This window comes from Actinomadura sp. SCN-SB (genome assembly GCF_043906805.1).
Taxonomy (GTDB): Bacteria; Actinomycetota; Actinomycetes; order Streptosporangiales; family Streptosporangiaceae; genus Spirillospora.
This window is the reverse complement of record NZ_JBIMPP010000014.1, coordinates 1-22,823: the sequence shown is the minus strand read 5'-3', so window position 1 is coordinate 22,823 and position 22,823 is coordinate 1. Positions and strand designations below refer to the sequence as shown.

At 72.4% G+C, this 22,823-nt stretch carries 20 protein-coding genes; 2 read left to right on the top strand and 18 right to left on the bottom strand.

What is annotated here, in order from left to right; genetic code table 11:
• Positions 1-59: 59 nt before the first annotated feature.
• From coaBC to pyrR, 12 genes are all read right to left on the bottom strand, one after another.
• Positions 60-1,310, bottom strand: coding sequence for a bifunctional phosphopantothenoylcysteine decarboxylase/phosphopantothenate--cysteine ligase CoaBC (gene coaBC, locus ACGWYJ_RS11855; protein WP_395105947.1), 1,251 nt, complete (start codon positions 1,308-1,310; stop codon positions 60-62).
• A gap of 98 nt (positions 1,311-1,408) precedes the next feature.
• Complete coding sequence (gene rpoZ, locus ACGWYJ_RS11850) at positions 1,409-1,663, bottom strand: DNA-directed RNA polymerase subunit omega (RefSeq protein ID WP_285694027.1); 255 nt, start codon at positions 1,661-1,663, stop codon at positions 1,409-1,411.
• A 68-nt stretch (positions 1,664-1,731) separates the two neighbouring features.
• Complete coding sequence (gene gmk, locus ACGWYJ_RS11845) at positions 1,732-2,280, bottom strand: guanylate kinase (RefSeq protein WP_395105946.1); 549 nt, start codon at positions 2,278-2,280, stop codon at positions 1,732-1,734.
• A 136-nt stretch (positions 2,281-2,416) separates the two neighbouring features.
• A complete protein-coding gene (mihF, locus tag ACGWYJ_RS11840) occupies positions 2,417-2,743 on the bottom strand; it encodes an integration host factor, actinobacterial type (protein WP_285694025.1) in 327 nt (108 codons plus the stop codon).
• A 445-nt stretch (positions 2,744-3,188) separates the two neighbouring features.
• Positions 3,189-3,899, bottom strand: a complete 711-nt coding sequence (pyrF, locus tag ACGWYJ_RS11835) for an orotidine-5'-phosphate decarboxylase (RefSeq protein WP_395105945.1) — start codon at positions 3,897-3,899, stop codon at positions 3,189-3,191.
• On the bottom strand, positions 3,896-4,948 hold the full coding sequence (locus tag ACGWYJ_RS11830) for a dihydroorotate dehydrogenase (RefSeq protein ID WP_395105944.1): 1,053 nt from the start codon (positions 4,946-4,948) through the stop codon (positions 3,896-3,898). The genes pyrF and ACGWYJ_RS11830 overlap by 4 nt, the downstream gene beginning before the upstream one ends.
• Positions 4,945-5,868 (bottom strand): dihydroorotate dehydrogenase electron transfer subunit, encoded by a 924-nt coding sequence (locus tag ACGWYJ_RS11825; RefSeq protein ID WP_395105943.1) that lies wholly within the window; start codon positions 5,866-5,868, stop codon positions 4,945-4,947. The genes ACGWYJ_RS11830 and ACGWYJ_RS11825 overlap by 4 nt, the downstream gene beginning before the upstream one ends.
• A 157-nt stretch (positions 5,869-6,025) precedes the next feature.
• Positions 6,026-9,394 (bottom strand): carbamoyl-phosphate synthase large subunit, encoded by a 3,369-nt coding sequence (carB, locus tag ACGWYJ_RS11820; RefSeq protein WP_395105942.1) that lies wholly within the window; start codon positions 9,392-9,394, stop codon positions 6,026-6,028.
• Positions 9,394-10,554, bottom strand: coding sequence for a glutamine-hydrolyzing carbamoyl-phosphate synthase small subunit (gene carA / locus ACGWYJ_RS11815; protein ID WP_395105941.1), 1,161 nt, complete (start codon positions 10,552-10,554; stop codon positions 9,394-9,396). The genes carB and carA overlap by 1 nt, the downstream gene beginning before the upstream one ends.
• A gap of 5 nt (positions 10,555-10,559) precedes the next feature.
• The gene (locus ACGWYJ_RS11810; protein ID WP_395105940.1) at positions 10,560-11,849 is read right to left on the bottom strand and encodes a dihydroorotase; all 1,290 of its coding nucleotides are present in this window, start codon (positions 11,847-11,849) and stop codon (positions 10,560-10,562) included.
• A complete protein-coding gene (locus ACGWYJ_RS11805; protein ID WP_395105939.1) occupies positions 11,846-12,790 on the bottom strand; it encodes an aspartate carbamoyltransferase catalytic subunit in 945 nt (314 codons plus the stop codon). The genes ACGWYJ_RS11810 and ACGWYJ_RS11805 overlap by 4 nt, the downstream gene beginning before the upstream one ends.
• A complete protein-coding gene (pyrR, locus tag ACGWYJ_RS11800; protein WP_395105938.1) occupies positions 12,787-13,380 on the bottom strand; it encodes a bifunctional pyr operon transcriptional regulator/uracil phosphoribosyltransferase PyrR in 594 nt (197 codons plus the stop codon). The genes ACGWYJ_RS11805 and pyrR overlap by 4 nt, the downstream gene beginning before the upstream one ends.
• A gap of 497 nt (positions 13,381-13,877) precedes the next feature.
• On the opposite strand from pyrR, the gene ACGWYJ_RS11795 reads away from it, so the two are divergent.
• Positions 13,878-14,372, top strand: a complete 495-nt coding sequence (locus tag ACGWYJ_RS11795) for a transcriptional regulator (protein ID WP_030145002.1) — start codon at positions 13,878-13,880, stop codon at positions 14,370-14,372.
• Between the two features lie 168 nt (positions 14,373-14,540).
• Entirely contained in the window at positions 14,541-14,870 is a 330-nt protein-coding gene (locus tag ACGWYJ_RS11790; protein ID WP_395105937.1) for a hypothetical protein, read from the top strand.
• Here the strand turns inward: ACGWYJ_RS11790 and ACGWYJ_RS11785 are convergent.
• From ACGWYJ_RS11785 to ACGWYJ_RS11760, 6 genes are all read right to left on the bottom strand, one after another.
• Positions 14,836-17,025 (bottom strand): MMPL family transporter, encoded by a 2,190-nt coding sequence (locus ACGWYJ_RS11785; RefSeq protein ID WP_395105936.1) that lies wholly within the window; start codon positions 17,023-17,025, stop codon positions 14,836-14,838. The genes ACGWYJ_RS11790 and ACGWYJ_RS11785 overlap by 35 nt on opposite strands.
• Positions 17,026-17,114: 89 nt before the next feature.
• Positions 17,115-17,783 (bottom strand): response regulator, encoded by a 669-nt coding sequence (locus ACGWYJ_RS11780; RefSeq protein ID WP_395105935.1) that lies wholly within the window; start codon positions 17,781-17,783, stop codon positions 17,115-17,117.
• Positions 17,780-18,880: a sensor histidine kinase gene (locus ACGWYJ_RS11775; protein WP_395105934.1), complete on the bottom strand. Its 1,101-nt coding sequence runs from the start codon at positions 18,878-18,880 to the stop codon at positions 17,780-17,782. Before ACGWYJ_RS11775 ends, ACGWYJ_RS11780 begins: the two co-directional genes overlap by 4 nt.
• Positions 18,859-20,184: an MFS transporter gene (locus tag ACGWYJ_RS11770; RefSeq protein WP_395105932.1), complete on the bottom strand. Its 1,326-nt coding sequence runs from the start codon at positions 20,182-20,184 to the stop codon at positions 18,859-18,861. The genes ACGWYJ_RS11775 and ACGWYJ_RS11770 overlap by 22 nt, the downstream gene beginning before the upstream one ends.
• 115 nt (positions 20,185-20,299) lie before the next feature.
• Positions 20,300-20,692 (bottom strand): ATP-binding protein, encoded by a 393-nt coding sequence (locus tag ACGWYJ_RS11765; protein ID WP_395105931.1) that lies wholly within the window; start codon positions 20,690-20,692, stop codon positions 20,300-20,302.
• Between the two features lie 338 nt (positions 20,693-21,030).
• The gene (locus ACGWYJ_RS11760; RefSeq protein WP_395105930.1) at positions 21,031-22,263 is read right to left on the bottom strand and encodes a helix-turn-helix domain-containing protein; all 1,233 of its coding nucleotides are present in this window, start codon (positions 22,261-22,263) and stop codon (positions 21,031-21,033) included.
• Positions 22,264-22,823: the final 560 nt, after the last annotated feature.

The following is a 22,823-nucleotide window of genomic DNA, read 5'->3' as shown; positions in this document are numbered from 1 at the left end:
GGCAGGGCACCCGGGACGGAACTCGGCCGCGGGTGCCGTGACCTGCCTCTCATGGGCGTTCAGGCGGCCGGACGAGGCGCCAGGCGGGCGACGACCAGATCCCAGACCACCTCGGCGAGCGCCTCCTTGGCACCGCGCGGCACATCGGTGACCGACCCGTCGGCGCCCAGCACCACGGCGGCGTTGTCGGGACGGCCGAAGGCCAGGTCCTCGCCCACCTGGTTGACCACCAGCAGGTCGCAGCCCTTGCGGGCGAGCTTGGCGCGGCCGTTGGCCAGCACGTCGTCGGTCTCGGCGGCGAACCCGACGATCACCTGGCCCGGCGTCCTGCGGGCGGTCAGCTCGGCGAGGATGTCGGGATTCTTGACCAGGCGGATCGGCTCCGGCTCGGCGCCCGGCACCTTCTTGATCTTCGAGCCGGCGTACCCGGCGGGTCGGAAGTCGGCCACGGCCGCGGCCATCACGACCGCGTCGGCCTCGGCGCCGTCCGCACCGCCCACGGCGTCCAGGACGGCCTCGCGCATCTCCTCGGCCGACCCGACGCGGACGACCCGCGCCCCCGCCGGATCCGGCAGCGCGACGTTGGCCGCCACGAGCGTGACCCGCGCCCCGCGCGCCACCGCCGTACGCGCCAGGGCGTACCCCTGGAGCCCCGAGGACCGGTTGCCGATGAACCGCACCGGGTCGATCGGCTCGCGCGTCCCGCCCGCGGAGACCACCACGTGCCGACCCGCGAGGTCGTGCGGGTCCTTGCCGGGACGGGCCAGGACGTGCCGCGCGACCTCGAACAGCTCCTCCGGATCCGGCAGCCGCCCGGGGCCGGTGTCGGCGCCGGTGAGCCGCCCGGACGCGGGGTCGATCACGATGGCGCCGCGGGACCGCAGCGTCTCCACGTTGGCCCGGGTGGCGGGGTGCTCCCACATCTCGGTGTGCATCGCGGGCGCGAACACCACGGGACATCGCGCCGTCAGCAGGGTGTTGGTCAGCAGGTCGTCCGCCAGGCCGTGCGCGGCCTTGGCGAGCAGGTCGGCGGTGGCGGGCGCGACGAACACCAGGTCGGCGCTCTGCCCGTGCCGAACGTGCGGCACCCGGGGGACGTCGTCCCAGACCCGCGCCGACACCGGGTGACCCGACAGCGCCTCCCATGTGGGCGCGCCGACGAACCGCAGCGCGTCCTCGGTCGGCACGACGCGCACGTCATGGCCCGACTCGGTGAACCGCCGCAGAAGCCCGCACACCTTGTACGCCGCGATCCCCGCGCCCACGCCGAGGACGACACGCGGCCCCGGCCGCGTCTGGGAGGAGGTCATGATCCTACGATCGCATTCCGCGCGCCCGCCCGATCATCCAGGGGCGCCCTGACACGCCCCACCTCGGCCCGGCGCGCTCCACGGCCTCCCGGGACCGCTCAGGACTCCGTCGGCTCGGCGTTCAGGAGGCCCTCGCGGGTCTCGCGGAGCGCGATCGACAGGGGCTTCTCCTGGACCTGGGTCTCGACGAGCGGGCCCACGTACTCCAGCAGGCCCTCGCCGAGCTGGGCGTAGTAGGCGTTGATCTGCCGGGCGCGCTTGGCCGCGATGCTCACGAGGCCGTACTTGGTGTCGACGACCTCCAGGAGCTCGTCGATCGACGGGTTGGTGATGCCTTCGCTGCTGGCTGCCACTCTGTGGCCTTCCACTAGGGACTTCTCTACGGCACGACGGGACCCCCGCCGCCTGGCGGGCCGTCGTGTCAGTGAACAGCCATCAAGGCTAGCAGCTCACGGCACACGTGCTCGACGGACGTGTTGACCAGGGTGACGTCGAACTCCTTCTCGGCGGCCAGCTCCACGCGGGCCGCCTCCAGGCGGCGCTCGATCACCTCGGGCGGCTCGGTGCCGCGGCCGACCAGCCGGCGCACCAGCTCCTCCCAGGACGGGGGGGCCAGGAACACCAGCAGGGCGGAGGGCATGGACCTGCGGACCTGGCGGGCGCCCTGCAGGTCGATCTCCAGGAGCACCGGCTCGCCCCGGGCGAGCCGGTCCTCCACGGGGCGGCGCGGGGTCCCGTAGCGGTTGCCCGCGAACTCCGCCCATTCCAGGAGTTCTCCCTCGGCGACGAGCCGGTCGAAACCGGCGTCGTCGACGAAGTAGTACTGCACCCCGTGGGTCTCGCCCGGCCGGGGGGGCCGGGTGGTCACCGAGACCGACAGCCACACCTCGGGGTGGGCCCGCCGGATCTCGGCGACGACCGTGCTCTTGCCGACGCCCGACGGGCCGGACAGGACCGTCAAGCGGCGCATGAGCGCATTCCGGGGATGGGAGCCATCCGGCGCTGGTTCGGGTGCGCCGGAGCCGGACGGGATGGAGCCGTGCGGATCGGAGAGGTCCGCACCGGCCGCGACGGGACCACCGTCGCGCCCGTCCATGAGTCGATGGTCAGCGGTTTCCACCGCCGCCGAACTCACGCTCCAGGGACGCGCGCTGGTTGGCGCCGAGGCCCCGCACGCGGCGGGACTCGGCGATGCCCAGGCGCTCCATGATCTGCTTCGCGCGGACCTTGCCCACGCTGGGCAGCGATTCGAGGAGGGCCGACACCTTCATCTTCCCGATGACGTCGTCGGTCTGCCCCTCCTTGAGGACCTCGGCAAGCGAGAGCCCCCCGTGCTTGAGCTTGTTCTTAACCTCGGCCCGCTCCTTGCGGGCCTTGGCAGCCTTCTCCAGGGCTGCGGCGCGCTGTTCGGGGGTCAGGGGCGGAAGAGCCACGCCGGGTCACCTCAGGTTTCCACTCGACGGAGTCGGACGGGTGAGGAAACTAGCGAGTTCACCGCCCATAAGGCAACGTGAAGTGCCGTTTGGCACACCACAAAATCACGGATATCACTCCTTGGCGTGTCCTGAATACGGAGCGTGCACAAGTCAGGCGTCCGCGACACCCATCCCCCCGCCTTGCAGGGACTATTGCTTGATCGTGAAAAACCGTCCCCCAATGACCCGTTCGTGTCACTCCCCTCCCCGCAACCCCCACCCATCCGGACTCGCCGATCATCCACCCGTGAGCGGGCCGTCACCGTCCGCAGTCTACCGAGGACCTGGGGAGGAGCCAGGGAGGGGCCGGGGAGGGCCGTGCGGGCGCCCTACTCGCCGTAACGTGACTCTCGTCACCTGACGGCCCTTAATCACGCTTTACGGACGCGCGTAACCGGTGCCGCTAGGACGCGTCCGCATAGGACCGGCGGAGCGCGGCGGCGATGGCGGCCGCGGCGGCACCCGGATCGGGCGCCCCCGTGATGGGGCGGCCGATCACCAGGAGGTCCGCTCCGGCCTCCAGCGCCGCCTCCGGTGTCGCCACCCGCGCCTGGTCCTGGTTCGCCGCCCCCGTGGGACGCACGCCGGGCGTGATCAGCGTGATGTCCGGCCCCACCTCGCCGCGCACCGCCGCCGCCTCCCGCGGCGAGCACACCAGCGCCTGGGCGCCCGCGCCCACCGCCAGGGCGGCCAGCCTGCGCACCGCGTCGGACGCGGGACCGGCCAGGCCGATCGCGCCGAGGTCGGCGTCCCCGAGCGAGGTGAGCACGGTGACCGCCGCGATGCGGGTGGACGGCGCCGCCTCCACCGCCGCGCGGATCATCGCGGGGCCGCCCGCGGCGTGCACGGTCAGGTACGCGGGCCGCAGCCGGGCCACGGCGCGCGCGGCGGCCGCCACGGTCGCCGGGATGTCGTGCAGCTTCAGGTCCAGGAACACCTGGACGCGGCTGGCGCCCCGGACGCTGGCGACCGCGTCCGGCCCGTACCGCATGTACAGCTCAAGCCCCACCTTGACCGTGCTGACGTGCGGCGTGACCAGGGTGGCCCACCGCGCGGCGGTCTCGATGTCGGGCGCGTCAAGGGCGACGGCGATCGGGGCGGGTACGGCGGTCACGAGAGCCTCTCCTTCAGTTCCCCGGGCTCGGCCACGGGCGTGTTCCTTGCCCCGTCCCCGTCGGGCGCCTGAGCCGCGGGGGCGGGGGCGGGCTCGGGCCGGACCTGCGGTGGTACGTACCCGGCGGGTTTGTGGGCCAAGCCCACGGCATCGGCGACACGGGCGATCCCGCAGGCGCCCAGGGCCTCCTCAAGCTCCCGCAGGATCCTCGGGACGGCCATCGGGTCGTGGAACAGGGTGGTGCCCACGGCGACCGCGGACGCGCCCGCCAGGACGAACTCCAGAGCGTCCCGGCCGGAGCTCACCCCGCCCACGCCGATGATGGGGACGCGGGGCAGCGCGGCATGCACCTGGTAGACGCAACGGATCGCGACGGGGCGCAGCGCCGGCCCCGACAGGCCCCCGGACACGCCGGTGAGGGCGGGCCGCAGCGTCCCGGTGTCGATCGCCATGCCCTCCATGGTGTTGATCAGGGTGAGGCCGTCGGCGCCCGCGTCCACGCACGCCAGCGCGATGGTGACGATGTCGGTCACGTCCGGCGCCAGTTTGGCCATGACCGGGACGCCGGGACGGGCGTGCGCCTTCACCGCCCTCACCACCGCGGCGGCCGGGGAGGGATGCCAGGCGAACATGCGGCCACGGTCCTCGACGTTGGGACAGGCCACGTTCACCTCGATCGCGGCGATGCCGGGGATGGACCGCAGCCGCCGCGACAGGTCCCCGAACTCCTCCACGCTGTTGCCCGCGACCGACACGATCGTCCGCACGCCCCGCTCGGCCAGCCAGGGAAGGTCGTGCTCCAGGAAGCCCTCGATGCCCGGACCCGGCAGCCCCATGGCGGTCAGCAGGCCGCTGGGCGTCTCGGCCATGCGCGGCGTGGGACGGCCCGCCCGCGGCTGCATCATCACCGAGGTCGAGGTGAACGCCCCAAGCCGGCCGAGGTCGAAGAACTGGGCCAGCTCGCGTCCCGTACCGCCGCACCCGGACGCGGTGAGCACAGGGTTGGGCAGTTCCAGGTCCCCCAGCCGTGTCGCCAGGTCGGCGCTCACCGCGGGCCTCCTTCCGTGAGGACGCGGGGGGCACCCAAGGCGTCGAACGGGATCGTCCCCAGGTCGCCCCAGCGGACGCGGTCGCCGCGCAGGACGGGGCCGTCCGCGCAGGCCCGGACCATGCGGGTCAGGCCGTCGTCGCCGTGCATCGGGAGTATGCACGTCATGCACACACCGATGCCGCACGCTCCTGTCTCCTGAAGGAACGACTCCACCGAGACCTGCGAGGGCAGGCCGTGCTCCGACGCCACCTGGGTCACCGAACGCAGCAAGGGGGTGGGGCCGCACGCGTACACGACGTCGGCTCCGGTCTCCTCGATGACCCTGGGCATGACGTCGCGGACGGTCGCCTTCTCTCCCAGCGAGCCGTCCTCGGTGGTGATCGTGGCGGAGTCGCCGATGCGCTGCGCCATGCGGGAGCCGAAGACCTGCCGGGCGGAGGGGCCGCCCAGCAGGAAATGCACCCGGCAGCCCCGCCGGTGCAGCGTGTCGGCCAGCGCGAACAGGGCCGCGCCCCCGGGCCCGCCACCGGCCAGCAGGCAGCTCACGGGATCCCTGGGCAGCCGGAACGGGCGCCCCAGCGGGCCGACCAGGTCGAGCTGGTCGCGGGAGCGGCGGCCCGCCAGCCACGCCGTGCCCGGCTCACGGTCGGCGAACACCAGCTCCACCGTGCCGCCGTAGTCGGACTTGACCTCGTACACCCCGAAACACCGGCGGACCAGGCGGCCGGTGTGCTCACCGCCCACGGCCAGCGCCACGAACTGCCCCGGCCGGAACCGCTCGGCGATCGCCGGAGCCACCAGCGTCAGGGCGTGGTAGTCCTGCACCTGGCGGACGGTCAGGACGGTGGCCGTCGTTTGCAGGGTCTCGCGTTCCTTGTGAGGGGGCGACCCCCCACGCCCCCCGCGCAAGTCGGGCACGCTTTCGGTCGTCGCCCGTTTCGGCGTGGCCGGCCCGGCGAGGCTCCGCCCCGCACCCCGGTCAGGGGCCCCGCCGCCATGGGGGGCTTCGCCCCCTTGCCCCCCTTGGGGCTTCGCCCCCTTGGGCGGGGGGTCCTGGTCCTGGCGGGCCTCTTGCCTACGCCCGGGTGACATCAGCTCCTCCTCGGCCGTGCGCGTCGCGCAGGCGCTCGGCATGTTCCTGCAGCGAACGGACGCCGACGTGGCCGCCGGTGATGGCCTCCACGCCCTGGACGGCCGCGGCCAGGCCCTGGACGGTGGTCACGCACGGGACACCGCGCAGCACCGCCGCCGTGCGGATCTCGTAGCCGTCCAGCCGTGGCCCGGATTGGCCGGGGCTGCCGAACGGAGTATTGACGATGAGGTCCACCTCGCCGTCGAGGACGCGCCGCACGATGGTGGGTTCGCCGTCGGGTCCAGGACCGTCGCTGTGCTTGCGCACGATCTTGGCATGCACGCCGTTGCGGCGCAGGACCTCCGCGGTCCCCTCCGTGGCAAGAATCTCAAAGCCCAGGTCAGCCAGCCGCTTGACGGGGAACACCATGTGCCGTTTGTCGCGGTTCGCCACCGAGACGAACGCGCGGCCCTTCGTGGGCAGCGACGCGCCGTAGGCACCCTGCTGTGACTTGGCGTAGGCGGTGCCGAACACCTCGTCGATGCCCATGACCTCGCCCGTCGAGCGCATCTCCGGCCCGAGGACGGTGTCGACGCCGTGGCCCTCGGCGTTGCGGAACCGGTCGAAGGGCAGCACCGCCTCCTTGACCGCGATCGGCGCGTCCAGCGGCAGCGACCCGCCGTCGCCGGTCTCCGGCAGCAGGCCCTCCGCGCGCAGCTCGGCGATCGTCGCGCCCATCATCACGCGGGCCGCGGCCTTCGCCAGCGGGACGGCCGTCGCCTTGGAGACGAACGGGACGGTGCGGGACGCGCGCGGGTTGGCCTCCAGCACGTACAGGACGCCCGCCGAGAGGGCGTACTGGACGTTCATGAGGCCGCGCACGCCGATGCCGCGCGCCAGCGCCTCGGTGGACTCGCGGATGCGGCGCACGTCCTCGCGCCCGAGGGTGATCGGCGGCAGCGCGCACGCCGAGTCGCCGGAGTGGATCCCGGCCTCCTCGATGTGCTCCATGACGCCGCCCAGGTACAGCTCCTCGCCGTCGAAGATCGCGTCCACGTCGATCTCGATGGCCTCGTCCAGGAACCGGTCGATCAGCACCGGGTGCTCGGGCAGCGCGCCCGTGCCCAGCGCGACCGTGGCCTTGGCCATGTACGACTCCAGCGTGGCGTCGTCGTACACGATCTCCATGCCGCGCCCGCCCAGCACGTAGGAGGGCCGTACCAGCACCGGGTAGCCGACCTCGGCGGCGATCTCGCGGGCCTCCTCGTAGGTGGTGGCGGTGCCGTGCTTGGGCGCGAGCAGGCCGGCGCGGTGCAGGACCCGCCCGAACGCGCCGCGCTCCTCGGCCAGGTGGATGCTCTCGGGGGACGTGCCGACGATGGGGACGCCCGCGTCCTTGAGCTTCTGGGCCAGGCCGAGAGGGGTCTGCCCGCCGAGCTGGACGATCACCCCGGCGACCTCGCCGGTGCGCTGCTCGGCGTGCACCACCTCCAGCACGTCCTCCAGGGTCAGCGGCTCGAAGTACAACCGGTCCGAGGTGTCGTAGTCGGTGGACACCGTCTCGGGGTTGCAGTTGACCATGACGGTCTCGTAGCCCGCCTCGGCGAGGGTGAAGGAGGCGTGCACGCAGGAGTAGTCGAACTCCACGCCCTGCCCGATCCGGTTCGGCCCGGACCCCAGGATGATCACCTTGGGCCGGGTGCCGTACGGGACCTCGGTCTCCTCGTCGTAGGCCGAGTACAGGTAGGGCGTGCGGGCCTCGAACTCGGCGGCGCACGTGTCGACGGTGAGGTACACCGGGCGGATGCCGAGCGCGTGCCGCAGCTCCCGGACCACCTCTTCGGACAGGCCGCGCAGCTCGCCGATCTGGGCGTCGGAGAAGCCGTGCCGCTTGGCGCGCAGCAGCTTGTCGCGGGTGAGGGCGTCGTCGGCGGTGCGGATCTCCTCGGCGATCTCGTTGATCGCGACGATCTGGTCGAGGAACCACGGGTCGATGCCGGTGGCCTCGTACGCCTCCTGGACGGACGCGCCCGCCCACAGGGCCCGCTGGACGGCGCGGATCCGGCCGTCGTGGGGCCTGCGCGCCCGTTCCAGCCAGGTGGCCTTGTCGCCGGAGCCGCCCTTCCAGGAGAAGGAGGAGCCCTTCTGCTCCAGCGAGCGCAGCGCCTTCTGCAGGGCCTCGGTGAAGTTGCGGCCGATCGCCATGGCCTCGCCCACCGACTTCATGTGGGTGGTGAGGGTGGGGTCGGCGCCGGGGAACTTCTCGAACGCGAACCTCGGCACCTTGACCACCACGTAGTCGAGGGTCGGCTCGAACGACGCCGGGGTCTCGGCGGTGATGTCGTTGGGGATCTCGTCGAGGGTGTAGCCGACCGCCAGCCTCGCCGCGATCTTGGCGATCGGGAAGCCGGTCGCCTTGGACGCCAGCGCCGACGAGCGCGACACCCGCGGGTTCATCTCGATCACGATCATGCGGCCGGTGCCGGGCTGCACGGCGAACTGGATGTTGCAGCCGCCGGTGTCCACCCCGACCTCGCGGATCACCGCGATGGCCACGTCCCGCATGTTCTGGTACTCGCGGTCGGTCAGCGTCATCGCCGGGGCCACGGTGATCGAGTCGCCGGTGTGCACCCCCATCGGGTCCAGGTTCTCGATGGAGCAGACGATCACCACGTTGTCGGCGCGGTCGCGCATGACCTCCAGCTCGTACTCCTTCCAGCCGAGGATCGACTCCTCCAGGAGCACCTCGCCGGTCGGGGACGCGTCCAGCCCGGCGCCCGCGATGCGGCGCAGGGCGTCCTCGTCGTGGGCGAACCCGGACCCGGCGCCGCCCATCGTGAACGAGGGCCGCACCACGACCGGGTAGCCCAGCTCGGCGGCGGCCTCCAGCACCTCGTCCATCGAGTGGCAGATGCGCGAGCGCGCGGACTCGGCGTTCAGGCCGTGCTCGGCGGCGACCTTGGCGACGACCTCCTTGAACCGCTCCCGGTTCTCCCCGGCCTGGATCGCCTCGACGTCGGCGCCGATCAGCTCGACGCCGTACCGCTCCAGCACGCCGCTCTCGTACAGGACGATCGCGGTGTTCAGCGCGGTCTGCCCGCCCAGCGTGGGCAGCAGCGCGTCCGGCCGCTCCTTGGCGATGATCTTCTCGACCACCTCCGGGGTGATCGGCTCGACATAGGTGGCGTCGGCGAACTCCGGATCGGTCATGATCGTCGCGGGGTTGCTGTTGACCAGCACCACCCGCAGGCCCTCGGCCTTGAGCACCCGGCACGCCTGGGTGCCCGAGTAGTCGAACTCGCACGCCTGGCCGATCACGATCGGCCCGGAGCCGATCACCAGCACGGACTCCAGATCCCGGCGGCGGGGCATTACCGCGGCCCCTTTCCCTGCATGAGGTCGCAGAAACGGTCGAACAGCCCGGAGGCGTCGTGCGGTCCCGCCGCGGCCTCAGGGTGGTACTGGACGCTGAACGCCGGGCGGTCGAGCAGCCGCAGCCCCTCGACGCAGCCGTCGTTCAGATTGACGTGGCTGACCTCGGCCCGCCCGTACGGGGTGTCGAACGGCCCGTCGGTGGGCGCGTCCACCGCGAACCCGTGGTTGTGCGCGGACACGTCGACCTTGCCGGTCGTGCGGTCCTTGACGGGCTGGTTGATGCCGCGGTGCCCGAACCTCAGCTTGTAGGTGCCCAGGCCGAGCGCGCGCCCGAAGATCTGGTTGCCGAAGCAGATCCCGAAGAACGGCGTGCCGGCGTCCAGGACCCCGCGCAGCGCGTCCACCGCGTAGTCGGCGACGGCCGGGTCGCCGGGGCCGTTGGAGAAGAACACCCCGTCCGGTCCCAGGTCCAGGATGTCGGCGGCCGTGCTGGTCGCGGGCAGCACGTGCACCTCGCAGCCCCGCTGCGCCATCCGGTACGGGGTCATCGACTTGATGCCCAGGTCGACGGCCGCGACCGTGAACCGCTTCTCGCCGTGGGCCCTGACCACGTACGGCTCCGGGGTGGACACGTCCCGGGCCAGGTCGGCGCCCTCCATCGACGGGCTGGCCAGCACCTTCTCCAGGAGCTCCCGCTCGGGAGCCGCGGCGGCGGGGCCGCTGAAGATCCCGGCGCGCATCGCGCCGCGGTCGCGCAGGTGCCGGGTGAGCGCCCGGGTGCCGGTGATCGCGATGCCCACGACGCCCTGCTCGCGCAGCGCCGACCCCAGCGAGCCGGTCGCGCGCCAGCTCGACGCCACGCGCGCGGGCTCGCGCACCACGTATCCGGCGACCTGGATGCGGCGCGACTCGGGGTCCTCCTCGTTCACACCGGTGTTGCCGATGTGCGGGGCGGTCATCGCCACGATCTGCCGGGCGTACGAGGGGTCGGTCAGGGTCTCCTGGTAGCCGGTCATCCCGGTGTTGAACACCATCTCCCCGAAGGTCTCGCCCTCGGCCCCGTACGCGGCGCCGCGGAACACCCGCCCGTCTTCGAGGATGAGAACCGCCGTGCTCACCGGCGCGTTCCGCTCGCCGGCGCTCGGCCGATCGCTCACGACGTTCACTGAAGCTTTCCTTCCAGGACGGTGGGCCTGCCGCGCAGGAACGTGGCCACGACGCGGCCGGGCAGTTCCATCCCGGCGTACGGGGTGTTGCGGCTCTTCGAGGTCATGCCCATCGGGTCGACGGCGCGGCGCGGCGACGGGTCGTACAGGGTGATGTTGGCGGGCTCGCCGGGTTCCAGCGGACGGCCCTGGCCGGACAGCCGCCCGATGCCGGCCGGGCGGGAGGACATGCGGTCGGCGACCCCGGCCCAGTCGAGCAGGCCGGTGGCGACCATCGCCTCCTGCACCACCGACAGCGCCGTCTCCAGGCCGATCATGCCCATGGCTGCCACCGCCCACTCGGTCTCCTTGGCCTCGACCGGGTGCGGGGCGTGGTCGGTGGCGACGCAGTCGATGGTGCCGTCGGCCAGCGCGTCGCGGAGGGCGGTCACGTCCTCGGCGGTGCGCAGCGGCGGGTTGACCTTGTAGATGGGGTCGTAGCTCTCCGCGCGGGCGTCGGTCAGCAGGAGGTGGTGCGGGGTCACCTCGGCGGTGACCTGCCAGCCCTTGCTCTTGGCCCAGCGGATGATCTCCACCGAGCCGGCCGTGGACACATGGCAGACGTGCAGGCGGGACCCGACGTGCTGGGCCAGCAGCACGTCCCGCGCGATGATCGCCTCCTCGGCCGCCGCGGGCCAGCCGCCCAGGCCGAGCCTGGCCGACACCTCGCCCTCGTTCATCTGCGCGCCCTCGGTCAGCCGCGGCTCCTGCGCGTGCTGGGCCACCACGCCGTCGAACGCCTTCACGTACTCCAGCGCCCGGCGCATGATCACCGCGTCCGCGACGCAGTGGCCGTCGTCGGAGAACACCCGCACCCCCGCGGGCGAGTCGGCCATCGCGCCCAGCTCGGCGAGCTGCTCGCCCTTGATGCCCCGGGTGACCGCGCCGACCGGCCGCACGTCGCAGTACCCGGCCTCGCGTCCTAGCCGCCACACCTGCTCGACCACGCCCGCGGTGTCGGCGACGGGGTCGGTGTTGGCCATCGCGTGCACGGCGGTGAACCCGCCCATCGCGGCGGCGCGGGTGCCCGACTCGACGGTCTCGGCGTCCTCCCGCCCCGGCTCGCGCAGGTGGGTGTGCAGGTCGACCAGGCCGGGCAGCGCGATCAGCCCGTCGGCCTGGACGACCTCCGCCCCGGCCGCGTCCAGGTTCCGGCCGGTCTCGGCGATCCGCCCGTCCCGGACGAGCAGGTCCCGCGGCTCGCCGCCGAGGATGCGGGCGTCCTTGAGGAGAAAGCGGGCGGTCATCGGGCGGCCTCCTTGCCGATCGCGGGTTCCGAGCCTCCGAGGAGGAGGTAGAGGACGGCCATGCGGGCGAAGACGCCGTTGGCGACCTGCTCGACGATGGTGGACCTGACCGAGTCGGCGACCTCGGCGGCGATCTCGACGCCGCGGTTCATCGGCCCGGGGTGCATGACGATGGCGTGCTCGGGGAGCTGCGCCATGCGGTCGCCGTCCAGCCCGTAGCGGCGGCTGTACTCGCGGACGGTCGGGAAGTAGGCGGCGTTCATCCGCTCCGCCTGGACGCGCAGCATCATCACCACGTCGCTCTTGGGCAGCACCGCGTCCAGGTCGTACGACACGGCGCACGGCCAGGAGCCGACCGCGACCGGCAGCAGCGTCGGCGGGGCGACCAGGGTGACGTCGGCGCCGAGGGTGTGCAGCAGCAGCACGTTGGAGCGCGCCACCCGGCTGTGCAGCACGTCCCCCACGATCGTGACCTTGCGGCCCTCCAGGGCGCCCAGGCGGCGCCGCATGGTGAACGCGTCGAGCAGCGCCTGCGTGGGGTGCTCGTGCGTGCCGTCGCCGGCGTTGACCACGCTGCCGCGCACCCAGCCCGCCAGCCGGTGCGGCGCGCCGGACGCGCCGTGCCGGATGACCACGCCGTCGGCGCCCATCGCCTCCAGGGTGAGCGCGGTGTCCTTCAGGCTCTCGCCCTTGGACACGCTCGACCCCTTCGCGGAGAAGTTGATCACGTCGGCGGACAGCCGCTTGGCCGCCGCCTCGAAGGAGATCCGGGTCCTGGTGGAGTCCTCGAAGAACAGGTTCACCACGGTGCGGCCGCGCAGCGTCGGCAGCTTCTTGATGGTGGACCGCCCCGAGACCTGCGCCAGCTCCTCGGCGGTGTCCAGGACCAGCAGGGCGTCGTCCCTGCTCAGGTCGGCGGCCGAGATCAGATGCCGGTTCATCGGCGCCCCCTCCCGTCGCTCCGGGTGGACGGCCCCCCGCTATGGGCGGGCCCGAGCGTGACGGCGTCGCGGTCGTCGTTCTCGGTCAGCAGCACCTTCACGGTCTCCCGCTTGGACGTGGGCAGGTTCTTGCCCACGTAGTCGGCGCGGATCGGCAGCTCGCGGTGGCCGCGGTCGACCAGGACGGCGAGCTGGACGGCGCGCGGCCTGCCCAGGTCGTTCAGGGCGTCCAGCGCGGCCCGCACGGTGCGGCCGGAGAACAGCACGTCGTCGACCAGCACCACGATCCGGTCGTCCACGCCCTCGGGCGGCATCTCGGTGCGGCCCAGCGCGCGGGCGGGCTTCAACCGCAGATCGTCGCGGTACATGGTCACGTCGAGCGAGCCCCACGGCACGCGGCGCCCCTCGACCTCCTCCAGCTTGGCGGCCAGCCTGCGGGCCAGCGTGACGCCGCGGGTCTGGATGCCCAGCAGGACGACGTCGCCGCCGCCCTTGGTGCGTTCGAGGATCTCGTGCGCGATGCGGGTGAGCGCGCGCCGGATGTCGGGGCCTTCGAGAACCGATTTGTGGCCGGCGCCCGGGGGCGTCACGGGCGCGGTCTCGGTCCCCGTTTCGGGGGGCCGCTCCGGTCTGGAGGCAGCATTCACCGCCGGAACCTCCTTTCCCGCCTCACGGGACGGGCATTAAAGGACGTTGTGTCGCACTCACGGTAGCAGTCCGCGATCCCTGCCCTTCACCGGGCCTTGCGGCGTCTTGCCTGGTGAGAGTGGTCACATAGGGTTCACTTGGAGTGCATCCCGGGCGCCGCCACGGCGTGTCCCGCCGCCGCGCGGGAAGGCTCGGAGGCGCCGGGGCGGGGCGCGCCCGGGGGAGCTTCGCCGCGATCCGGACGGACCGAAGGGAGACCTGCGGATTCGACCGCTTTTTTCCAATCAGCTTGACCTGGGGCCGCCGCCGTTTTACCGTCACTGTCCGTAACCATCCCTGGAGACAGTACTTCGAGGCCGTCACAGGCTGAAAAGAGCTGGCTCCCCCTGGGCACCGCCCGGGGCCCGACGACAACCGAAAGTGAGCCTGGGGGCCGCAAATGCCGTCTGAATACGCAAAGGCTCTCGGTGCGCGACTGCGCGCCATCCGCACCCAGCAAGGACTGTCCCTGCACGGTGTGGAAGAGAAGTCCCGTGGCCGCTGGAAGGCCGTTGTCGTGGGTTCGTACGAGCGGGGCGACCGCGCCGTCACCGTTCAGAAGCTGGCCGAACTCGCCGATTTCTATGGCGTGCCGGTCTCCGAGTTGCTGCCCGGCGGTGCCGCGCCGAGCCCGCTCGGGCCAACGCCGAAACTCGTGATCGACCTCGAGCGGCTCCAGCAGCTTCCGAAGGACAAGGCCGGTCCCCTCGCCCGCTACGCCGCGACGATCCAGAGCCAGCGGGGCGACTACAACGGAAAGGTTCTGTCCATCCGCCAGGAGGACCTGCGCTCGCTCGCGGTCATCTATGACAAGTCCCCGACCGAGCTCACCGAAGAGCTCATCACCTGGGGCGTCCTGGACCCCGAGGCGCGCCGCGCCGTCGAGTCCTTCTGACCCCCCATTCCCCCCGGCCAGGGCCGATCGGACCGTTCCGGTCGGCCTTCTTCAGGCCAGACCGCGGGGCCCCGCGCACACCGGCGCGCGGGGCCCCGCGGGCGTTCCCGGCCATGTCCGGGCCTCGGCCCCGCTCAGGCCGCCGTTGGACGCGCCTCGCCCGCGAACGTGGGCCTGGCCACGATCTACCGCCAGTTCCCGACCAAGGAGGCCCTGTACGAGGCGGTCGTCCACGCCCGCCTGCGCGCGCTCGCCGGCTGGGGCGTCGACGTGAAGGCCGGGCCGGACGACCTCAGGGACGACATGGTCGGCGCCATCGAGACGCTGCTCAGGCGCGCCCAGTCGGCCGGCGCCGTCCGGGACGACGTCGGGATGCCGGAGGTGCTGGCCCCGCTGGGCGCCGCGTGCCTGGCGGCCGAGCGCGGCCGGTGGGACGAGGAGACCCGCGACCGCGCTCTGGCCGTCATGTTCGACGGGTTCCGGCGGCCTCGGTCATGACCCCGTCCCGCTGGGCGCGGCTCTCCAGGGACACCTCGGGGAGAAGGCGGCCCAGCGGCCCCGGCAGCCACCAGGCGCGCCGGCCCAGCAGTCCCATGACGGCCGGGACGATCAGGCAGCGGATGACCACGGCGTCCAGCAGGATCGCCACGGCGAGGCCCAGCCCGAACTGCTGGAGCATCCGGCTCGGGCTCAGGACGAACGCGGCGAACACCACGATCATGATGAGCCCGGCCGCCGTGATCACCTGGCCGGTCGCGGCCAGCCCCTCCCGCACGGCCGCGGACGGGTCCCGGGTGCGCGCCCACTCCTCGTGGATCCGCGACAGCAGGAACACCTCGTAGTCCATGGACAGGCCGAACACGATCGCGAAGATCATCACGGGGATGAACGCCTCGATGGGGCCTTGCGGCACCCCGAACCACCCGTGCTGGAACACCAGGGTGATCGCGCCGAGCGCCGCCGCGATGCTGAGCAGGTTGAGCAGCGCCGCCTTGACCGGGATCAGCAGCGAGCGGAACGCGACCAGGAGCAGCAGCGTCGACAGCACCACCACGATCGCCACGAACACCGGCAGCCGGGCGCCCACCTTGTCGGAGAAGTCCTGCGCGGCGGCCGTGGAACCGCCGACCAGGTAGCCCTCAGGCAGAACGTCGTCACGCAGCGTGTGGACGAGGTCGGCGGTCCGCGGCGCCTGCGGGGCCGAGTCCGGGAACACCAGGACGGTGAACAGCCGGCCGTCCTGGGACGGGATCGGCGGCGTGGCCGCGGCGACGCCCTCGGTCTCCGACAGGACGCCCTGGATACGGCGCCCCTCCGCCATGCCGCCCTCCGCCACGACGACCAGCGGGCCGTTGAAGCCGGGACCGAACCCCTCGGCGAGCAGGTCGTATGCCTTGCGGGTGGTGGACGAGGCGGGGTCGTTCCCGGCGTCGGCGAAGCCCAGGCGCATGTCCAGCGCGGGAGCCGACAGGGCGAGCAGCGCCAGCACGGCGACCAGCAGCGGCGCGACGGGGCGGCGCTGCACGGCCGTGGCCAGCCGCCGCCAGCGGCCGCCCGGCTCCCGTCCGCGCGCCACCGCGCGCCCGGCCCGTTTGCGGACCTGCCGCTCGATCCGCCCGCCGAAGACGCCCAGCAGCGCGGGCAGCAGGAGCAACGAGGCGAGCATCGTGACCAGCACGGTCAGCGCCACGGCGAGCGCCACGCCCCGCAGCGAGCCGAGGCCCAGCGCGACCAGCCCCAGCAGCGCGATGACCACCGTGCAGGCGGCGATGAACACGGTGCGTCCCGCCGCGTCCAGCGCCCGCACCGTCGCCTCCCTCGGCCGTGCGCCCTCCAGCAGCTCGTGCCGGTACCGGTAGAACACCAGCAGCGCGTAGTCGACGCCGACGCCCAGCCCCACCAGCATCATGATCGGCGGGGTGAAGTCGGCGACCGTCGCGACCCGCGAGGCCAGCACGATCAGCCCCATCGCCGAGCCCACCGCGAACAACGCGGTGACCAGCGGCAGCGCGGCGGCGATCAGCGAGCCGAACAGCAGCACCAGGACCACCAGCGCGGCCAGCATGCCCGCGCCCTCGGCCCCGCCGCCCCCCTCCTCCGCGCCGCGCGCCGCGTCACCGCCGACCTCCACCTGGACGCCGGGGGACGCGGCGGTCCGCGCGGTGTCGATGATGCGGACCACATCCTCCCTCGGCACGCTCTCCGCCTTGGCCGTGAGCGTCACGGTGGCGTAGCCGATCGTCCCGTCGCGGGAGACGGCCTGGGCGTCGTCGTAGGGGGCGCGGACGGCGGCCACGCTCGGCAGGCCGCCGATCCGGCCGAGGGCGGCGCGCACGTCCCGCTGGACGGCCGGCGCGCGCAGCCCGTCCCGTGCCCTGACCACGACCTGGAGGCTGTCGCCCGCCTGCTGCGCGCCGTGCTCGGCGAGCAGGTCGGAGGCGCGCTGCGACTGCGTGCCCGGCAGCGAGAAGTCGTTGCGGTAATCGGCGCCGACCACCTGCGACGCCGCCGTGACCCCCACCAGCACCAGGACCCAGATGCCCAGCGCCAGCCACCGGTGGCCGTACGACCAGCCGGCGAGGCGCCCGAACAGGCCGGGTCCGTGGCGAGGCGTATGAATCTCGGGTTTCGTATCGGTTGCGTACTGGTCCATGCCAACACCGTGGGCGAAGACCGGTCCGCTCCGGATCGGCCGCGAGTCCCGAGATCACCGCCGCGTTTGTTGCGCCCGGCGTGCCGCTTCTACGCCTCGTGTTGCGCCCACCCCGGCCCCACCAGGGCACTCTCGTACGCGAACACCACCAGGCCCGCCCGGTTCCGCACGCCCAGCTTCGACGTGACGCGGCTGACGGCGCTGCGGACGGTGGCCTCGCTGAGCGACAGCCGCTCCGCGATCTCGTCGTTCGCCAGGCCCTCCGCGACCAGCGTCACCAGCTCCCGTTCGCGCGGCGTCAGCGTGTTCACCCGGGGGTCGGCGGCGGGACGCGGCGCCCGCCCCGCGTACTGGGCGATCAGCCGCCGGGTCACCGACGGGCTGATCAGCGCGTCGCCGCGGGCCGCGACCCGCACCGCCCGGATCAGGTCCTCCGGGTCGGTGTCCTTCACCAGGAAGCCCGCGACCCCCGCGCGCATCGCCCCGTACACGAACTCGTCCATGTCGAAGGTGGTGAGGATGACGACGCGGACCGCGGGCAGCTCGACGACGATCCGCCGGGCGGCGTCGAGTCCGTTCATCCCCGGCATCCGGATGTCCATGAGCACCACGTCGGGACGCTCCGCCCGCGCCGCCTCCACCGCCGCCGCCCCGTCCGCGACCTCTCCGACCACGGCGATGTCGTCCTCGTCGTCGAGCAGGGCGCGGAACCCGGCGCGCACCAGCGCCTGGTCCTCGGCGAGCAGGACACGGATCATGGGGCGGCACCATAGGGCAGCCGCGCCCGCACCCGGAAGCCGCCGCCCGGCATGGGCCCGGCCGCCAGGTCCCCGCCCAGCGCCCGCGCGCGTTCCCGCATGCCCCGGATCCCGTCCCCGCCACCGTGGGACGTGGCCTCCGCGCCGCGCCCGTCGTCCTCGACCTCAAGGCGCAGCCCGCCCGTCTCGTAGGCGATCGTCACCCGCACCGTGCGCGCGGCGGCGTGCCGGGTCACATTGGTGATCGACTCCTGGAGGATCCGGTACGCCGCCAGGTCGACACCGGCCGGCAGCTCCCGCGGCTCGCCCTCCGTCACCACGTCCACTTTGAGTGCCGCCAGCTCCGCGTACCGCTCCAGCTCCTCCAGACGGGCCAGGCCGCTCGCCGGCGCCGTCGGCTCCGCCTCGTCCACCTGACGCAGGACGCCCAGGGTCGACCGCAGCTCGCGCAGCGTGTCCCGGCTCGCCTCCTTGATCACCTTGAGCGCGGTCCCGGCCTGGTCCGGGTCGCGCCCGATCCGGTGCAACGCGGTGCCCGCCTGCACGTTGATCATCGACAGGTGGTGGCCGACCACGTCGTGCAGCTCCCGGGCGATCCGCAGCCGCTCCTCCGCCTGGCGGCGCCGCGCGTCCGCCTCCACCCGCCGCACCGCCGCCTGCGCGTAACGCTGCCTCCCATGCCGGACGGTGCCCAGCGCCACCATCGCCACCACCCAGCCGCCCAGCATGAACATCGTGATCCCGTTGAACTCCGAGTTGCCCGCCAGCGTCCCCAGGCCGGTCTCGACCAGCAGCGCCACGCCCAGCGCCGCCGCCGCGACCGTACGCCCCGCCGCGGCCACCGCGTACAGCAGCACCATCACCACGACCAGCAGCGGCCCGTCCAGAGGGCTCAGCACGTAGAACACCATGGACACCGTTAACGCGTAGGCGCATGCCGCCACCGGGTACCGCCGCCACAGGAAGAGCGCCCCGCACACGCTGAGCACCAGCGCCCAGTCCAACAGCACCTGCGGCCACGGCCGCGGGGGCGTCCGCACCGCCGAGACTGCCGTGGCGGCCACCACCAGCGCCGTCACGCCCGCTGGGAAGAGCATCCCTTCAGCTTAGGACCGCGTCCCGGGGTGAGCAGAGCCATCACCAGGACGGCGCCCATCACGCCCGCGCTGACCGCGAACCCGAGCGTGAACCCGCTCTCCGCGGCCCCCGACGCCGCCACGATCACCGCGCTCACCTGCGTCCCCAAGGCGGCGCCCATCGTACGGGTCAGCGTGTTCACACCGGTCGCCACCCCGGTCTCCCCGGGCGGCACCGCCGCCACCACCAGATTCGCCACCGCCGCGTACGCCAGCCCGATGCCCAGCCCCCGTACGACACTCCCCGTGTAGAGCTGCCACATCGCCTCGTGCTCGAACGTCACGAACCCGTACCCGAACGCGGTCAGCACCGCCCCCGCCACCAGAATGGCCCGCGACCCCAGCGCGCGGTCAAGCATCCCCGCCACCAGCCCCGCCACCGTCATCGCCACGCTCGACGGCAACTGAAGCAAGGCCGCCTGCGTCGCGGTCGCCCCGAACCCGAACCCGTTCTCCTCCGGCTGCTGCACCAGCAAGGGGAACAGCAGCCCGCCCGACAGCAGCGCGTACCCCGACAGCAGCGAAGCGAGGTTCGCCGTCCAGATCGCCCGCCGCCGCATCAGCCGTAAGTCGACGAGCGGCCGCTCGACCCGCCTCTCCACAACGAACCAGACGACCGCCAGCGCAGCGGCCGGGCACCCCAACCCCAACGCCCCCCACCCCCAAGCCGTCGCCTGGGTGAGCGCCGCCAGCGCGATCGCGAGCCAGCCGGCGAACAGCACCCCACCCCACCAGTCGATCCGCACCACCGTCCCCCCACCGACGTCCGGAACGATCCAATAGGCCGCCACCAGCCCTGGCACGAGCCCCATCACGGGCACCCACAGCAACCACCGCCACCCCAGCCCATCGATGATCGGCCCGGCCACGCACCACGACAGCCCGCCCCCGGCCCCCAGCATCGACGACATCAACCCCACGGCCGACGCCGTCCGGTCCGGCGGGAACACCTCACGCATGATCGTGAACGCGAGCGGGAAGACACCCCCGCCCACCCCGGCGAGCACCCGCCCCACCAGCATCACGCCGAGCGTCCCCGCCGACGCCGCCACCACCATCCCCGTGGCGGTCACCACGAGGACCACCAGCAGCACGGGCCGTGGCCCGTACATGTCCCCGAGCCGCCCCACCACAGGCGTGGCCACCCCGGCCGACAGCATCATCGCCGTCATCGCCCAGGCCGCCCCGGCCTCGGACGTCCCCAGCCCGTCCTTGATCAGCGGCAGCGCGGGCGCGATGACCGCCATCGCGAACGCGTAGGCCATGACCCCGAGAAAAGCGAGCAGTGGAACCAACCCGCGCCGCGCCCCAGGCCCCGCCAACACCCCTCCTCAAGCCACCCCAAAGGCTCTCACACCCCCCAAACCCCGCCCCGGCACGTCAGAGACCGCACTTCGCCCAAACGATCTTTCCGCCTTCCATCGTCGGTCGCGTGCCCCACTCGTGAACGAGCCGGGACATCATCAACAGCCCCCGCCCCGAAACCGACTCGTGGTCCTCCGACCTCAGAACCGGCCGCCCCTCCCCCTGGTCCCAGACCTCGATCACCGCCAGGCCATCCCGCTCGTCCCGGAACACCCGCACCACGATGAACCCCGCCCCATGCCGGTAGGCATTGGTCACCAGCTCGGTCACCACCACACGACCGACGTAGTCGTCCCGGTCCCCCCACTCACGGAACCGCTCGGCAACGAACCGCCGAGCCGACACGGCAGCACGCTCCGTGGGCTGAAGAACCAGCGTCGGGATCTCGGGTGCGTAGGCAACAGCCATCAGACCGCCCCCGTTGCCCACGACCCGACCATGGCCCCACCCACCGCAGGACACGGGAGAGCCGGCCCCTCGCCACCGCGCTCCGCCCCAGGACGGATCGCGATCACGTTCAGGACCGGCGCCCGCACTACGCCACAGGCCAGCCCGCGAGGGGCGGCGACAGCCGCATCCAACGGCGCACTCGCATATCTGAGGCGGTCAGGGTCTTCATTTTCGGCCGGGGACGCCCAGCAGCAGAACTGGGCGATGCCATCCACCGGCACGCGGAGTGGTGTCGCCTGCACGCGACCAAGATTGGCGCGACTCCCGTGGCCGGAGGGACAGGAATTCTGTCCCCTCTAAACCAGCATCCCTATGCGGTCCGCCAGATCCTGAGCACTGCGGCGCAAGTCGGATGGCCCTTGCGTCGCTTCCAAGACCATTCTCCGGGCATACCCGTTGTACCGGATGGTCTCTGGGGCGGACACGTATGCGGCGTCCAGCGTGGCAAGCACGGCAGACTGATCCCCGGCCAGTCGCCAGGCACGCGCCACCTCGATCAGATGACGGCCCTTCCGAGGTTGAGAGGGGATCGGAGCCCGTTCCGATCTCCTGGCCTGCTTGCGTGCCTCTCCACCTTGTCGCAGCTCGACCGCGACCGTGACCGCGTGCGCCCCCATGATCACCCGCGAGAACGAGGTCATCGGCTCGTAGTAGTTGTCAGGAAGTCGCCGCGCGATCTCGTCGGCCTTCTCCCACCAGTGCCAGGCGGTGCCCTTTTCCCCGGCGCGCGCGGCGGTATATGCCATTTCGTGGTGCAATGCCCCCCACATCGCGACCAAGCCGTCCTCCCCGCTGTCAACGTGTGGCTCAAGCATTTCCAAGCCCTCACGATTGACCGTCTCAGCGGCGTCGAAGTCGCCGTTGTCGCGGTGAGCCTGGGCGGCAAGCCATACGGCGCCGGCGAAGGAACGGGGGTCCTCGGATTCCTCGGCCGCCATCATGGACCGCTCGACCACCCGCCAGAGCAGGTCAGCGGACGGCTGGTAGGCCACGAAGAACTGCGTGAGGTGATAGACCTGCGCCAGAAGGGCGAGCGCACGTCGCCGTTCGTCACCCTCGTATGCTCGGGCGGCGTGCTTGGCGTCCCGGATCAGCTCCGGGAGGAGCCCGCCCAGGACCGTACGGTGATCGGGCGCCGAGTGCCGCGCACGCCATGCCGCGTCAAGCCGCGCCTGCAAGTGGTTCAGCGGGGCGGGCGGCCCCGCGACCGATACGGCCACGGCGTTGATCGCGTTCCGTACCGCTGGCAACGCCGCGTGCCCAGGGCCTCTGAACATGGTCGTGGGCATGGGCTGTCCCCCGACGAGCCTGCCGACGTCCCGGATCCTCAGCGCCTCGGCCAGGCTGATCAGCATGGGCAGCTTGGGCTGGTCGATCTCGCCGCGCTCGATCGCCTTGATCCATCGACCGTTCTTGCCGACCAGGCCGCCGAGCACTTCTCGGGACATGCCACGACGCTCGCGGAAGAAGCGAATCCGCTGCCCGACGGTCAGGCTGGGGTCAGCCGGATCCGGTGTACGGTCATACATAGGCCCCGCACCTTTCTGATGCCTCGACGACTTCAGGCTACGGCGCAGGCTGCCTGATGCGCGCCGGTGACGTTGACAAGGACGCACGGCCATGGTGCAGCTCCTAGAGCGTTGCAGCCCTACCAGGACGCCCGTCGGTTGAGACGCACAGGGCACATACGGACCAGCACCGAAGACGAGCCGACCCGCGCCCTGCGCTAACCGGACGTAGGGCTCAACGTCAACGCGCCGAAGCACCGCAAACAACGTAGTTCCAAGCGCTGCGATCGCGTCCGAAGGCAGATTCGAGCGAAGCAAGAATCTGATCGCGGAGCGAGCCCCTGGGCGAGTCGGAGCGATGCAGCGATCGCCGCAGGCGCGACAAGCGACGAGCCGCCATTAGGCGAGGAGCGCAGCTCGTGCTTGCCAATGAACACAGTCGCACTCTCCTCAGCCCGTTGCCCCCAGCCCCGGACGGCGCCCGGGCGTTGCGATCGCGACCGAAGGCAGGGGCGAGCGCCAGCGAGACCCTGATCGCGAAGCGAGCCCTCCAGGGCGAGTCGAAGCGATGCAGCGATCGC